Here is a 14856-nt window from a genome sequence, read left to right as displayed (position 1 = left end):
TTCCCCACCCCGACCGGGGGGCGTGACAGCCCCCATTCGGGGGGAGCGCTCGGCAGGTCACACATAATGGGTGCGGCACCCGGGCGCGGTGCGCACCGCACTTTTGAGCATCAGCCAGACCAGTTCGGCCTGTCGGTTGGTATCCGTCTTCAGGAAAATCTGTTTCAGATAAGAGCGTGCGGTCTGTTCGCGGACATGCATCGCCGCGGCCGCCGCGTTCAGGCTGAGCCCGTCGGCCAGCAGACAGGTGAGCCGCGCCTCCACCGGCGACAGGCCGTACAGCTTGCAGGCGGGCTCGACGACACGGCGCAGATCCTGTTCGGGATCGAAGACGTAGATCACCGCGCTTTCGCCGCCCTGCCCGGCCGGACCGGTCTCACCCGACATGATCGCGGCGAGCAGCGGGCGACGGCCTTCGCGGGTGAGCGCGACGACGGGGGCATCACCGGGCCCCGAGGGTTCGCCGGCCCCCAGCACATGCTCGATCGCGGCCTGCAGGCGCAGGGTATCCGCGAGCCGCCGTCCCGCAACCAGGCCGCCATTGCGACGCAGGCCGTCTCCGGCGGCGATCATCGCCTCTGCGGTGGCGTTGGCGAACACGCATTGGCCATCGCGATCGACCAGCAGGATGCCGACATCGCTGGTGTTGACCGCCGCCGTCAGGCCACGCAACCGGGTGAGCGCCCGCAGCCGCCCGGCCCATAGGCGCGAGACCGCCTGGACGATGGGCAGCCAGCGGGTGGCGGCGTCGCGCGCCGGGCTGCGCGCGGCGATGCCGATGCGGCGGAACAGCGAGGTGATGGTGACGGTGCCGCCATGCGCGGCGATGCTGGTGGTGAGCAGACCGCCGGTGGAGGCGTCCTCCAGCGCGCGCCACTGGCCGGGCATGGCGGGATCGATCCCGGTGGCGGCGCGCAGGGCGCGGTCGGTTATCTCGTCACGGGTGTGACGCTCCTCGGCACAGGCGCCGCCTGCGAACAGCAGCACCGGCGCGCGGTCGCGATCATGCCATGCGACCAGCACCCCGTCCGCGGCGATGGCCGTGGCCATCTCGCGCATGACCGCGGCGACCGGGGCCAGGCCGTCTTCGTCCTGCGCAGGCCCGATGGCCGCGCCGTCGGTAGCGGGGGACAGGAGAGCGTATCCCGGCACATGCCGGTCCCGCGCATGCCCGGCCGGCTGCACAATCGTCGCCATCGCCACCACCTCCTCCGCAGGCGACGTCCCTCCTCTCTCCCGCGCGCCCGAGCGGGCGCTGCCGGGGGGCGGATCGTCGCCCGAACCCGTCGCGGCGCAGCGCGGCGGGTCGATGGCTTATGGTGTGCCCGGTGGCAGGGGTCGGGGCAATTCGGCCGGAATGGCTACGCCCATGCTATCCGCAAGGGTGCGGGAACCTTCCGCCGGCGCGCGCAGCAGCGACCAGCCGGGGGGCAGATAGTCGATCGCCATATAGTAATAGAGGGTGCAGGTGCCGTCACCGCGGTAGCTGCCGCCCTTGACGATGCCGAAGGCGGTGGTGCCGAGGAAGACCGGGCCGCCGCTGTCGCCGCTGCGGCAGGTGGGGCCGCGCACGGCGACCCAGGTGGGGGTGCAGCCGCCGCCGCACAGGTCGCCGGCAGGGGCGAAGTCGACGAGTTCGACCGTGGCGCAGCTATAGCCAGTGCGTTCGCCGCGGTGGCAGACGATGTCGCCGGCGCGGGTGGCGTCTCGGGAGCGGGACGTGGTCACGGTGCGGGTCAGCGTCTTGGCGGTGTCCGAGAAGAAGCGGGCGGCGAGCGGCTGCGCGCTGACATGGACCTGTACGTCCTGATAGCCCCAGCCCCACTGGCCGGCAAATTCCAGCGGCGTTTCGCTGCGGTCCGGCTCGACATAGGACAGCGCATCGGGGCAGTGGGCGGCGGTGACCACCCCGCTGCGCGCGCCGTCGGTGACGACGAAGCCGGTGGTGCATGCGTAGCGGCGGCCATCGGCTGGATCGACGCCGACGAGGCGGGCGCCGCCCTCCGCCGACAGGTTCGCGGCGGCATCGTCGAGGCGGGCGATGCGGACGGGCACGCCGGTCAGCGCCGCCAGGCGCGCGCGCAGCTCGCCGGGGGCGTAGAAACCGGCATCCCCCTCGCCCACCATCACCACCAGCTCGCCGGTGCGCGGGTCGACGCCCATGGCCGGGGGGCGGGACAGCATGTTGCGGATCTGCGTCTGGTAAAGGGCGATCGCGGTGACCAGTTGCGCGCGGGTCGCCGCAGCGCCGGTCCGGTAATGAATGGGAACGGACAGGCCGCCGGCGCGCACGGTTTCGTCGGCGACCGGATCGGTGCCGGTCAGGAGGACGACGATGCGCCAGACGGGTTCATGCTCGATCGCGATGCCGGCCAGGCGGTCCGCAAAGCGGGCGCGGATCGCATCGGTGGCGGCGACGCTCTCCTCCTGCGCGGCGAGGCGCTGGACCGCGATGTCGAGGGATACGCCGTGCGTGGTGGCGTATTCGGCGGCGTCCTGCGCCAGCGCAGCCTCCGGCGCCTGTTGCGCGACCGCACCCGCCCCAATCATCATCAGCAACAACGCTGCCACCCAGCTTCGTCTTCTCACACGGGCGATCTAGACGGACGCGGTGATATGCCGCCTGAACGGATCAGCGCTCCGGCGGCGCAAAGGCGTGGATGACGCGCATGTCATATTCGACGATGCCCGCCGCGACCCGCTCGATCATGCGCTGCGCATGGCGCCACATGGTGGGCTGGCGCGGCTCGGCCGCGTGGGGCACCGCGAGCAGGCGGCTGCCGCAGGAGCGGGCGAAGGAGGCCATCGCGTCCTCCCCCTCCCGCTCGGTCACCACCACCGAGGGGAAGGGCAAGGGCGCGGCGGGCGAGGCGAACAGCGTGTCGCGACCGTCCGCGCCGTCGGGCATGAACAGGAAGGCCCCCGCCACCCGGTCGACATATTGGCTGGGCGAAAGCCGGGCCCACCAGGCGGCGGCGGCACAGCTTGCCCCTTGCGCGACGAGCAGGACCGCGCGGTCCGCCTGCGCCACCGCCTCATCCAGCCGCGCCGCCCACAGGTTGCGCTGCGCCGCGCTGGTGGCGGTGAAGGGCAGTTCGGCATCGCCCCGGACCGGCCAGGCGAGAAGCCGGTCCCAGGCGGGCGCACCCGCCTCACCGCCACCGGGCAATGTGATGATCGAGAACGGATCCCTGGTGGTCAACGCCAATGCCATGTCGCGACTCCGCCTGCCTGGCCGTCCAAGGTAAGCGAATGCCCGGCCGCCGCAAGCGGCTTCAGCGCGCCATGGCGGCGGACTGGTCCACGGGCACGACCGGCAACCACACCCGGCTGGGTTTGGCCCCGCCCTGTTCGATCGTCACCGTCGCCGCCCGGTAATCCTCCTTCTTTGCCAGGAAGATATTGGGCACGAAGGTTTGCGGATTGCGATCATAGAGCGGGAATTGCGACGATTGCACCTGCACCATGATGCGGTGGCCGGGGCGGAAGACATGGTTCACCGTCGGCAGGCGGAAGCGATATTCCTGCACCTTGTTGGCCGGTATTGCGGAGGGCCGCGCGAAGCTGTCGCGGTAGCGGCCGCGGAAGATGTCCTGCGAGACGGCGAGCTGGTACCCCCCCATCGACGGTTGCGACGCATTCTCCTCGGGCAGCACGTCGATCACCTTGACCACGAAATCGCCGTCGGTGCCGGTGGTGCGCGCGAACAGATCGGCGATCGGGGCGCCGGACACGCGCACCGCCTGCGTCAGCACCGGCGTGGTATAGGTCAGCACATCGGGCCGCCCGTCCACCCCGCGCTGGTCGCTGACCAGCCAGTCGCCCCAGCGACCGTCATCGAAATTCACCGGTCGCGGCAGATGCGGCACCGGCTTCATCGGATCGGAGACATAGGAGGTGGAAGACGTCGCCGGTTTCTCGAAACCGAGGCTACCCTCCCCGCCCAGATAGAGCGGGGTGAGCGGCGCCGCGCACCCCTTCTCGCATGCCAGCGGCCAGGTGGCGAACCGGTCCCAATGATTGTCGCCGGTATTGTAGATCGCGGCCTGCGGCAGATTGGCGGCAGGCCCGTCCTTCAGATACTGGTTGAACAGCGGCAGCACCATCTGTTCGCGAAACTGCGCCGCGGTATCGCCATTCCATTGGAACGGCCCCAGCGAGCGCCCTTCGCGGTTGATCTGGCTGTGCCGCCACGGTCCCATGACGAGGAAGTTGTTGCCCGTCTTGCCGGCCGCCTTCAACGCCTCCCACGACATGATCGCGCCGTACATATCCTCCTGATCCCACAGGCCCTGTTCCCAGATGGTGGGGACGTTGGACGGATTGGCGGCGATCAGCTTGTCGAGCGCCTGACCCTGCCAATAGGCGTCGTAGGACGGGTGGCTGACGAAGCGTTTCCAGAAGGGCAGCTGATCATAGCCGGACTTCCTGGCCCAGTCGCCCGCCGAGCCGGCGAGGAAATTCCCGTAATCGTCATAGCCGCCGCTGGGCGGTGCCTTGCCCGCGCCCTTGTAGCCGGTCTGCGAGCCGATCCAGCCGATATTGGCGAGCCGGAACGCGCCGTGGTGGAACCAGTCATCGCCCATCCAGCCATCGATCATCGGGCTTTCGGGTGCGGCGACTTTCAGTGCAGGGTGCGGGTTCAGCAACGCCATGACGACGGTGAACCCTTCATAGGACGAGCCGATCATGCCGACGCGGCCGTTCGATTCCGGCAGGTTGGCCTTGTTCACCAGCCAGTCGATCGTGTCATAGGCGTCGGTGGTGTGATCGACCTTGGTCGGGTTGAGCGGGCCGATCGGCGGACGGGTGACGATATAGTCGCCCTCCGACCCGTATTTGCCGCGAATGTCCTGATAGACGCGGATATAGCCGTCCTTGACGAAGATCTCGTCGGCCAGGGGCAGCGCGTTCAGCATGCGCGAGCTGTCCATGCGGCTGGCGCGGCCAGCGGCGTTATAGGGCGTGCGGGTAAGCACGATCGGCGCGTTCGTCGCGCCCTTGGGGACGACGATGACCGTGTAGAGGCGCGTGCCGTCCCGCATCGGCACCATCACCTCGCGCTTGTCGTAATCATAGCCGATGCGCGGCGGGCTGAACTTCTGCGGGATGTCGCCCGTCGCCCCCTGCGCTACCGCCTGCCCGTCCTTCGGCGCGGGCGTCGCCTCCTGCTGGGCAAGGGTGGGCGACAGGGCGAAGAGTGCGGTGGCGGCGAACAGCAACGGCTTTATCATCGATGGCCTCGAAATAGGTGTCGGCGGCATCGTGGCGATACGCGCCGCCATGCGCAATGGGATAGTGTATCACGGGACGGTGGACAGCGTGGGTACAGCTAGCCCCGTCTAGCGTTTTCGCCCGGAACAAGGAGGATGTGCGATGCGAAGCCTGATCGGCATGACGGCGATGATGGCGGTGGGCGGGATCACGGGCGCCGCGGCCCCTGCCGCCGAGAAGACCGCCGATTACAGCTTCGACTATAGCTATCCTCAGGAGGCGGCGCGCATTCCGGCGCTGCGCGCCTGGCTGGAAGCGGACAAGGCGCGGTTGCGCACGCAGACCGCGCGCGACGCGGCGCAGGAGCGGGTCGAGGCGCGCGACGGCGGCTATCCGTTCCGGCCCTATGATACGCAAAAGACGTGGAAGCTGGTGACGGATACGCCGCGCTTCCTGAGCCTGTCGGGCGACGTGTACAGCTATACCGGCGGCGCGCACGGCACGCCGGGGTCGATGGGACTGCTGTGGGACAAGGCGGCGGGCAAGAGGATCGCGCCCAAGCTGGTCTTTTCCTCGCTGCCCGCGGCGCAAGGCGTGATCGGCCCGGCCTTTTGCGCAAAACTGAAGGCGGAGCGGCGGCGACGGATCGGGGACGCGGCGGCGAGCGACGGCATGTTCGCCACCTGCCCGACGCTGAAGGATTTGACGGTGCTGCTGGGATCGTCCGGCGGCGGGCGGTTAAACCGGATCGGCCTGATCGCCGACCCTTATGTCGCGGGGTCCTATGCCGAGGGGGCCTATGAGGTGACGCTGCCGGTGACGCAGGCGCTGATCGGCGCGGTGAAGCCGGAATATCGCGGGGCGTTTGCGGTGGGGCGGTAGAGCGCAGAGGATGGATGTGGTGGCTGAAAGCGCCCAATAGCGGACATGGCGACGAAGAGGTACAAGTGGGCATGAAGCAGCGACTGCTACCGGTGATAGGCGTCTTCTTCGCGCTCTCCGCCTGCTCCGACTGGAAGGCCGGCCCGCCACTGGCATCCCCTGACGGGAGAACGATCGCGCAGATTGAAGTAGCGCTCGCAGGAGCGCCTGCCAACAACAGAACGCGTGTGGTGCTCCGCAATGGGCCCGGCGGCACCTTGCCTAAACCGGTTCATATTGTTGAAGCGAAAGACGCAATAGTCGGGTCCACTCGTCTACAATGGGCGGACGGAAATCACCTTCAGGTTACGCTCTGCGACGCTACATCCTTTAATGTCATCGCCGAGAACATGCGGGAACCTGCGTATTTAGACGCCGGGAGAGCCGATGGGACCGGCTTGCCTAACGCGGTGTGGGTAGAGGTTGTGAACCTCACCTACTCCGAAACGAACCGGGCTTGCTTGCCACATCGTAACGGCAGCTAGCGTCCGCTAACCACCAAATTCGGTCATGCTGGTACGACCTACACCGTTAAGCCACGCCCGGCATCAGCCACGATGCGGCCCGAAGAAGATCACCGCCGCACCAATCAGGCACAACGCCGCGCCCGCCAGATCCCAACGATCCGGGCGGACGCCCTCGGCAAGCCATAGCCAGAGCAGCGCGGACGTGATGTAGATGCCGCCATAGGCCGCATAGGCCCGCCCCGCCTGTGCGGTATCGACCAGCGTCAGCAGCCACGCGAAGATCAGCAGCGATACGGTGCCCGGGACCAGCCAGAGCGGCGACCGGCCCATGCGGGCCCAGGCCCAGAAGGCGAAACAGCCGGCAATCTCCGCCAGCGCCGCGCCGATATAAAGGATCGCCGATTGCACCGGGCGATCCTAGCGCGGCATGGGCATGGTGCCGACGAAAAAAATCGGGCCGGTCCAAGGGGGAAGGACCGGCCCGAGGCTCGGGGAACCGGGGCAGAAAGGATGGGCGTCAGAAGCGCGCGCGCAGGCCCACCAGCACCTGACGGCCCGGATAATAGACGCTGTAGGCGGCATTATCGTAGCCGAAGGTGGTGCGGATCGGCTCGTTGGTGATGTTGAGCACGTCGAGCGTCAGGCGCACGCCATTGTCGAGGAAGGGCAGTTGATAGCCCGCCGACAGGTCGAGCTGGCCGCGCGAGTCCGCGCGCAGCGGCAGCGGCAGGTTGTTCTGCGGCGCATTGGCCGCGATCACTCCGCCCTGCCAGACATAGTTCAGGCTGAGCGACAGGCCGTGATCCTCGTAATAGCCCTGCACGTTATACTGCCAGCGGGGCACGCCGGAGGCGACCAGCGTCTGCGGGCTGCCATTGACCAGCACCGGATCGGAATCCTGGGTGATGTGCGTGCCGTTCGCCTGGAAGCCGAGGCCCTTGATCGCGAAGTCCAGCGGCTGGTTCCAGGTGACCTCGACGCCCTTGATGATCAGGCTTTGCAGGTTGATCGGGCGGTTGACGGTGATCGGCACCGCCGCGATCGCCGCTGCGGTGGCACCCGCGCCGCCGGCCCGGTCGACCAGCGCCTGACGCTGCGTCGCCTGCAGCGAATCGAGCGGGATGTTGAGGTCGCCGAAGGCGGTCGGCTGCTGCACGGTGACGGTGAAGCCCTGGATGTTCTTTCGGAAGAGGGCGACGCCGATATAGCCGGCGCCGCCGGTGTAGAACTCGCCACCGAGGTCGAGATTGTCCGAGGTGTAGGGCTGGAGTTGCGGGTTGCCGGCGGTGGCGATCTGGGCGGAGGGGTCGGAGAAGGTGATGCCCGGCAGGATCGAGCCGGCATCGGGGCGGGTCAGCGCCTTGGAGGCGGCGAAGCGCAGCTTCAGGTTGCGCGCGACGTCATAGGTGAGGTTCAGCGAGGGCAGCACCTCCTGATAGGAGGAGTTGGCCGTGATATCGACGATGGTGCTGCCGATCTGGCTCGGGCCGACGACGCGCTGGTCGGTCCAGACATAGCGGAAGCCGGCATTGGCGCGCAGCTCGCGACCGAAGATCTCCGACACGCCGTTCAGCTCGAAATAGCCGCCATAGACCTTCTCGAACACGTCGCCGGTGGCGCCGCCGGTCACCGACCCGCGCGCCTCGGGCGCGGTGTCGCGGAACTGGGCGTAGTTGGTCGCCTGGGCGAGACGGGCGATGTCGGGGACGATGAAGCTGGTGACGCCGAAGCGGCCGCGCGACAGGTGGCCGAAATTGTCGACGCCGGTGCGGTTCAGATATTGCGGGATCGCGCTCGTCGGCACGGTGCCGGTGTTGCCGGTGCACGGATTGCCGCAGACCGACAGCTGATAGGCGTTGGTGTTGTCGAAGGCGCGGACGCTGCGCGCCGCCTCGTCATAGGCGGCGCCGATCTTCACGTTGAGCGTGTCGTCGCCGTAATAGATGTCGAGATGCGCGCCCTTGGTCTCGGTCTCGCGGCGGACGTTCTGGACGTTCACGCGGTACCATTGCCAGCCGAGATTGGGATCGCCCAGGTCGCGGTTCGCCGAGATGATCGGCTGCGGGCTGTCCGTCGTATTATCATAGGTGACCTCGACCCCCGAATTGGGCGCGGTCTGGAAGGCGAAGGTCGGCTGTTCGCGGAAGAAGTTGCTCTTGCCCCAGTTGCCCGACAGGTCGATCTTCAGCCGCTCATTCGGGCGCCAGCTGATGCTGGGGTTCACGTTCCAGAATTCGGTATCCTGGTTGAAGATGCTGTTTTCGGAGAAGAAGGACGAGTTGGCGAAGGTGCCCGAGGTGACGACGTTGTTCTGGTCGACCTGGATGTCGAACGGGACCATGCCGCCGGTCGATTGCGGCGAGGTGCCGGGGCCGGAGTTGCGGACCTGCCAGTTCATGTTGGAGCGCAGATAGTCGCGGCGCGACTTGGCGTAGATGCCGTCGACCACCAGGTGCAGCGCGTCCGACGGGCGCCATTCGGCCGAGCCAACCGCCGAGATGCGCTCGCGCGTGCCGGTGGTCAGCACCGGGCGGCCGAGGCGGGGAATGATCGCCTTGGACAGCTGCGAAAGGGACAGCCCCGAGGTGGCGGCGAGATCGAGCGGCTGGCCGGTGGTGAAGCCGCGGCCCAGGTTCGCGGGCGCGGTGCTCGCAAAGACGAAGCCGTTGCTTTCCGGCGGCGAGGCGTTGCAGCCGGGGCCGCAGGGCAGGTTCGCGTCGGTGAAGCCCACCGTGTCGTAGCCGTCGATGCGCAGCTTCTGATGCACGCCGGCGACCCCGAGCAGGATGCCGAAGGTGTCGCCAAAGGTGTGGCTGGCGACAAGCGCGCCGCGCGGGCCGATGCGGTCGTTGCTGTCGGTATAAGCGCCCTGGGCCACGACGGTGACGTGCGTGCCCGGATTGTCGAAGGCGCGGGCGTTGCGCAGATTGACGGTGCCGGCGATGCCGCCTTCCAGCATGGAGGCGACCGGGCTCTTGTTCACGTCGAGCCGGGTGAAGAGTTCGGACGGGAAGAAATCGAGATCGACCTCGCGATTGCCGCCGCCGGTGCCGTTGGTGCCGCCATCGGACGCGACCGCGAACTGCGCGCCGTTGAGCAGCACCTTGGAAAAGCTGGGGCCGAGGCCGCGGATCGACACCTGCGTGCCCTCGCCGCTGATGTCGCGGTTCAGGCGGACGCCGGGGATGCGGTTCAGCGTCTCGGCGAGGTTGGTCGCCGGCAGCTTGCCGATATCCTCGGCAAAGATCGAGTCGCCAAAGGCGACGGCGTTGCGCTTGGCATTGGTCGCGCTCTGTAGCGAGCCGCGGATGCCGGTAATGACGATCTCCTCGGTCTCGCCCTGCCCGACCGACGGATCGGTGACCGAGTCGGTCTGCGCGGGTGCGGGATCCTGCGGCCCCTGCGTGGGAGCAGGCTGCGCCGTGATGCCGAGCGACGGGTCGGGGGCGGTCTGCGCGGCGAGCGGTGCGGCGATGGCGAGGACGTTGAAGGCGGCGGCGCCGAGCAGCGCGACGCGGATGGCGGGACGACGGGCGATGGTCATCATTCTTCCCCTCCTTGATCAAAGGACCGGCCCCGCTTCATCTGGCTGGGTGCCGCGAACGCTTCTAATCTGATAGCGCTATCATCATCTGACCACGTTACGCCGGATTGGTCAAGCCTATCTATGTGGTCATAAGGCCACTATCCGACACCAAATCGCCTATCGGTAGCGATAGAGGCGCACCCGTTGGATACCCCATGTCCCGGCGGGCAGGCGGATATGCCGCCCCTGATGCGTCTGGTCGCCATTCAGCAGCCGGCCCGGCTTCCAGTTGCCGGCAGCATCGAACACACCCTCATGCGCACGATCGATCCCGGCGAGCCCCGGTCCGTCACCGATCGGCTTGAAGGTGACGGTGATCCCCTGCCCGGCGACCAGATATTCGTCCTCGCCGGTCTGGATGATGAGACCGCCATAACCGGCGGTGTCCGGCGTCATCGTCGGCCGCTGGATATCGGCATAGGCGATGGTGAAGCGGTAGCCGCCGATGTCGCGCACCTGCGGCTCGTAATCCACCGTCTCGTCGTAGCGCTGGCGGGGCTTGAACCCGGCCATGCGGCCCGTCCCCTGCGCATCGAGGATCATCGGGCGAAGCTGGTCGAGCACCGCATAGGCGTCCTTCAGCGCGCCGGGCGCTTCATCGATCGAGTCGATGGAAAACGGCCCGAAGCCGAGCGCATCATGCTCGCCGATCGCATAAAAGGCATTGGCGGGAACGATCGGATTGTCGGCGTTGTGCGCCTCAGGGATGAACAGGGGATTGTCCGGCCGCTTGTAGCGATCGACGATCTGGGTGAAGTTCGGGAAGTAGATGTCGGGCGCCAGGAAATCGAGGCTGGGGGCGCCGGCCTTCCACACGTCGATCAGGTGGGGGAGCGGCCCGCCGCTGGGATATTCGCCGGGAATACGCCCCGGACGATTGAGCGCGACGTTGACGTACATCGGCATCGGATACGCCGCCTTGCCGGCCGCGGCGAGACCATCGGCGAAGCGCGCATAATGCCAGGCGGCGAACACCTCCGCCGCGGCATCGCCGGGGCCGAACAGCTCCTCCCAGCTGCCTGCGGTTCTGGCGCCCCGCTCTGTCCACATCGCCTTCATCTCGGGGACCAGCGTGTCGCGGTGCGCGACGAGATAGTTGACCAGTTCGGGCGGCACCGGTTGCCGGAAGGCGGCGTTGGCGGGCGCGCTGTAATCGCGCGCGACGGGCAGCATGCCGATCTCGTTTTCGACCTGAAGCATCACCACCGTGTTGTCGCGGTCGTCCACCGCCTTCAGATGCGCCATCAGCGCGGCCAGCGCACGCTGGTCCGCGCGCAGCGTATCGGCGCCGAAGGTGGACAGGATTTCCACCCCCTGCCCGTTCGGCAGTTCCGCACGCGGGAAGCGGGCCTGATCGCGCTTCACCCAGGAAGGCACATAGGTGGACATGGAGTTCTTCCACGCCCCGAACCACAGGATGACGAGCTTCAGGTCGTTGGCGCGCGCCGCCTTCAGCATCGTATCGACCGAGGACCAGTCATAGCGCCCCTCGACCGGCTCGATCAGCTCCCACGAGACGGGGGCAAGAACGGTGTTGAGATGCATCGCGCGCAGCCGTGCCCAATGCGGCGCCATGTAATCGGCGCTGGAGGCGGCGGAGTTGGACAGCTCGCCCGCGATCATCAGCATCGGCTTGCCATTCACGACGAGCTGCGTCGCATCGCCCTTCTTTACCAACCGCGGCGGATCGGCAAGCGCGGGCGTGGCGAGGCCGAGCGCGGCGGTGGCGAGCAGCAGGGTGCGGATCATTGCGAAGCCTTCAGCAATGTTCGGATGGCGCCGTGCGCACCCGATCGTTCGAGGTTGGTCAGGTGCGCGGCGATCAGCTCGTGAACCGCCGGCTCGACGCGCGTGCCGAGCAGCGCCAGCGTCGCGGTGACGGGATCGTCGCTGCGTGCCGCCACGGCCAGGCGGTCGGCGAGCGGATCATCGACGGTGAACGTCTCACCGGCATCGGTCCGCCCCGATTGCCAGCGTATCCAGGCGGCGACGCCAAGCGCCAACGCATCCCCCCGTCCGGCCACCAGCGGCGCAAGCAGGCGCTGCGGCAGTTTCTGCGACCCATCCATCGCGATCTGGCGGGTGCGATGCTGCAGCGCCGGGTTGGCGAAACGCGCCATCAGCGCGGTGCGATAGGCCGGAATGTCGAGGCCGGACGGCGGGTTCAGCGTGGCGGCGGCCTGATCCCAGAGCCGCTCGACAAAGGCCCGGCCCTCTTCGCGGGCGACGAATTCGTGAACAAAGGCGTCGCCGATCAGCCCGCCGAGATAGGCGATGCTGGAATGGGCGCCGTTGAGCAGGCGCAGCTTGGCATCCTCCCAGGGCGCGACATCGGCGGTCAGCTGCACCCCGGTGAAGTCGGGGCGCGGACCGCAAAAGCGATCCTCGACCACCCATTGCAGGAAGGGCTCGGTCTTCACCATCGCCTGATCCTCGACGCCGAGGCGGGTGGCGAGCGCGGCAATGTCGTCGGGGGTGGTGGCCGGCACAATGCGATCGACCATCGATGCGGGAAAGGCGCCCTCCGCCGCGATCCAGTCGGCAAGACCGCCATCATGGGCGCGGGCCATTTCGAGCACGGCGGCGCGCAGCAGGGCGCCGTTATGCGGCAGATTGTCGCAGGACAGCACAGTGAAAGGCGGCAGGCCGGCGGCACGGCGCGCGGCGAGGCCGGCGACGAGGAAACCGGGGGCGGTGCGCGGCGGGGCGAGATCGGCCAGGTCGTGCGCGATCTCGGCGTCGTCCGCCAGCAGCGTGCCCTTCGCCCGGTCCAGCTTATAGCCCTTTTCGGTCACGGTGAGCGTGACCAGATGCGTGTCGGGATGGGCCAGCGCCGCGACGACGGCGGCGGGGTCTTCCGGCGCGACCAGCACCTCCAGCACCGCGCCCATGACCTGCGCGCGCTCCCCCGCCCCGTCGCGGACGAGAAGCGTGTAGAGCCCGTCCTGCGGGGCCATCTGGTCGCGGACGGCGGCCGAGCGGAGCGATACGCCGGTGATGCCCCAGCGCAGATCGCCCGATGCCAGTGCGGCCTCGAAGATCGCGGCCTGATGCGCGCGGTGAAAGGCGCCGATCCCCAGATGCACGACGCCGCGGCGGACGGCGGGACGGTCATAGGCGGGGCGGGCAATGTCGGCGGGCAGATGCGCCAGCGCGGCGTCGGAAAGTCTCAAGCCTTGGCCTCCGTGATGATGCGGACATTCTGATAGCGCGGATTGAGCAGGTGGAAGACCAGCAATGCGAGCAGATAGGCCAGGCCGCAGGCGATAAAGAAGGGTTGGTAGCTGCCCACCCGGTCGAGCAGCAGGCCGAGTGACTTGGACGCGATGAAGCCGCCCACCGCGCCGGCAAAGCCGCCAAGGCCGATCAGCGTCCCTTGCGCGAAGCGCGGGAACTGGTCGCCGGGCAGCGCGAACAGGTTGGTGGAGAAGCCCTGATGCGCGGCGCACGCCAGCCCGATCAGCGTCACCGCGATCCAGATGTTGGACGCCTGCGCCGCGAACATGACCGGCACCGCGAACAGCGCGCAGGCGAACATCGCCCGCTTGCGCGCGGTGCCGGCAAAGACGCCGCGCTTCAACAGGTGCGACGAATACCAGCCACCCGCGATCGCGCCGAAATCGGCCAGGATGTAGATGGCGACGAGCGGCGGGCCGAAGCTCTTCAGGTCATAGCCGTAGCGGGTGTTGAAGAAGTCCGGCAGCCAGAACAGGAAGGTCCACCAGACCGGATCGATCAGGAAGCGCCCGGCCATATAGGCCCATGCCGCGCGGTGGCGCAGCACCGTCAGGAAGCCGGCGCGGCCGCTGGTGTCGGCCGGCTCCGCCTCGATCCAGCGGCGCTCCTCGGGCGTGATCGCCGCATGCTCGTGCGGCGCGCGGTAGAAGCGCCACCAGACGAACAGCCAGACGAGGTTGAAGCTGCCGGTGATCAGGAACGCCCAGCGCCAGTCGAACAGCAACCCGGCGACGATGAACGACACGAGCAGCGGGGTGATGATCGCCCCGACATTGGCGCCGGCATTGAAGATGCCGATGGCGAGCGCGCGCTCCTTTTGCGGAAACCACTGCGACGCGGCGGCGAGCGCGGACGGGTAGGTACCCGCCTCGCCGAATGCGAGCGGGATGCGCGCGATGACGAAGCCGGTGGTGGAGGTGACCAGGATCTGCGCGAAATGGCCGAGCGTCCAGCTTCCCATCGCCAGCAGATAGCCCAGGCGCGGACCGATGCGGTCGATCGCCCAGCCGAACAGCAGAAAGCCGATGCCGTAGAAGACCTGGAAATAGCCGGTGATGTCGCCGTAGCCGGTGTTGGTCCAGCCGTAGAGCGCGGTCAGTTGCGGCTTCAGCACGCCCAGCACGAGCCGGTCGATATAGCTCAGGACCACGGCGGCGAAGAGCAGCGCGCAGATCGCCCAGCGGATGCGGCCGCGCGGGCGGGGAACGGCGTGCGCAGCGGTTTCCGGCGCCTCGGCGGCGGTTTCGGTGAAGTTGCTCATACGTCGGCCCTCTCCCGTCCGGGGAGAGGGAGGGGCCCCGCGGCATAGCCGTGGGGAGGGGGAGGGGCTGCCAAGCAGTGCCCTGCCCGCGGCAGCCCCTCACCCTTCCCACTGCCTGACGGCAGCGGGCCCCTTCCAGCATCAGGTCGCCCATGCCACCGGCACTGGCT

10 protein-coding genes are annotated in these 14856 nt (G+C 68.0%); 1 reads left to right on the top strand and 9 read right to left on the bottom strand.

Annotated elements, in window-relative coordinates:
* Nucleotides 1-57 precede the first annotated feature (57 nt).
* The 4 genes from NPJ82_RS06865 to NPJ82_RS06850 all read right to left on the bottom strand — a co-directional run bounded on the left by NPJ82_RS06865 (nt 58) and on the right by NPJ82_RS06850 (nt 5234).
* On the bottom strand, nt 58-1197 hold the full coding sequence (locus tag NPJ82_RS06865) for a PAS domain-containing protein (RefSeq protein WP_342658797.1): 1140 nt from the start codon (nt 1195-1197) through the stop codon (nt 58-60).
* Between the two features lie 117 nt (nt 1198-1314).
* Nucleotides 1315-2571 (bottom strand): hypothetical protein, encoded by a 1257-nt coding sequence (locus tag NPJ82_RS06860; RefSeq protein ID WP_342658796.1) that lies wholly within the window; start codon nt 2569-2571, stop codon nt 1315-1317.
* Between the two features lie 61 nt (nt 2572-2632).
* Nucleotides 2633-3214, bottom strand: coding sequence for an alpha/beta hydrolase (locus NPJ82_RS06855; protein ID WP_112382492.1), 582 nt, complete (start codon nt 3212-3214; stop codon nt 2633-2635).
* Nucleotides 3215-3275: 61 nt separating this feature from the next.
* Nucleotides 3276-5234 carry a CocE/NonD family hydrolase gene (locus NPJ82_RS06850; protein ID WP_342658795.1) on the bottom strand — a complete coding sequence of 653 codons (1959 nt, stop codon included), beginning with the start codon at nt 5232-5234 and terminating at the stop codon, nt 3276-3278.
* 142 nt (nt 5235-5376) lie between these two features.
* Between NPJ82_RS06850 and NPJ82_RS06845 the strand changes: the two genes are divergently transcribed.
* Complete coding sequence (locus NPJ82_RS06845) at nt 5377-6096, top strand: DUF4163 domain-containing protein (RefSeq protein WP_342658794.1); 720 nt, start codon at nt 5377-5379, stop codon at nt 6094-6096.
* 587 nt (nt 6097-6683) lie between these two features.
* Here the strand turns inward: NPJ82_RS06845 and NPJ82_RS06840 are convergent.
* From NPJ82_RS06840 to NPJ82_RS06820, 5 genes are all read right to left on the bottom strand, one after another.
* Entirely contained in the window at nt 6684-7010 is a 327-nt protein-coding gene (locus NPJ82_RS06840) for a YnfA family protein (RefSeq protein ID WP_342658793.1), read from the bottom strand.
* Nucleotides 7011-7119: 109 nt separating this feature from the next.
* Complete coding sequence (locus tag NPJ82_RS06835; RefSeq protein WP_267347615.1) at nt 7120-10146, bottom strand: TonB-dependent receptor; 3027 nt, start codon at nt 10144-10146, stop codon at nt 7120-7122.
* Between the two features lie 159 nt (nt 10147-10305).
* The gene (locus tag NPJ82_RS06830; RefSeq protein ID WP_342658792.1) at nt 10306-11937 is read right to left on the bottom strand and encodes a DUF5597 domain-containing protein; all 1632 of its coding nucleotides are present in this window, start codon (nt 11935-11937) and stop codon (nt 10306-10308) included.
* Nucleotides 11934-13361, bottom strand: coding sequence for a mannitol dehydrogenase family protein (locus tag NPJ82_RS06825; RefSeq protein ID WP_342658791.1), 1428 nt, complete (start codon nt 13359-13361; stop codon nt 11934-11936). The genes NPJ82_RS06830 and NPJ82_RS06825 overlap by 4 nt, the downstream gene beginning before the upstream one ends.
* The gene (locus tag NPJ82_RS06820; RefSeq protein ID WP_112382499.1) at nt 13358-14686 is read right to left on the bottom strand and encodes an MFS transporter; all 1329 of its coding nucleotides are present in this window, start codon (nt 14684-14686) and stop codon (nt 13358-13360) included. The genes NPJ82_RS06825 and NPJ82_RS06820 overlap by 4 nt, the downstream gene beginning before the upstream one ends.
* Nucleotides 14687-14856 lie beyond the last annotated feature (170 nt).

Origin of the sequence: Sphingomonas sp. NY01, from assembly GCF_038809135.1 — a bacterium.
In the GTDB taxonomy this organism is placed as follows: domain Bacteria; phylum Pseudomonadota; class Alphaproteobacteria; order Sphingomonadales; family Sphingomonadaceae; genus Sphingomonas; species Sphingomonas carotinifaciens.
Note: the sequence above shows the minus strand (reverse complement) of the source record. Positions and strands in the feature narration are given on the sequence as shown.

Coding starts and splice junctions, on each gene's coding strand:
- NPJ82_RS06865 (WP_342658797.1), bottom strand. CDS start 1,197: ATGGCGACGATTGTGCAGCCGGCCGGGCATGCGCGGGACCGGCATGTG.
- NPJ82_RS06855 (WP_112382492.1), bottom strand. CDS start 3,214: ATGGCATTGGCGTTGACCACCAGGGATCCGTTCTCGATCATCACATTG.
- NPJ82_RS06850 (WP_342658795.1), bottom strand. CDS start 5,234: ATGATAAAGCCGTTGCTGTTCGCCGCCACCGCACTCTTCGCCCTGTCG.
- NPJ82_RS06845 (WP_342658794.1), top strand. CDS start 5,377: ATGCGAAGCCTGATCGGCATGACGGCGATGATGGCGGTGGGCGGGATC.
- NPJ82_RS06835 (WP_267347615.1), bottom strand. CDS start 10,146: ATGACCATCGCCCGTCGTCCCGCCATCCGCGTCGCGCTGCTCGGCGCC.
- NPJ82_RS06830 (WP_342658792.1), bottom strand. CDS start 11,937: ATGATCCGCACCCTGCTGCTCGCCACCGCCGCGCTCGGCCTCGCCACG.
- NPJ82_RS06820 (WP_112382499.1), bottom strand. CDS start 14,686: ATGAGCAACTTCACCGAAACCGCCGCCGAGGCGCCGGAAACCGCTGCG.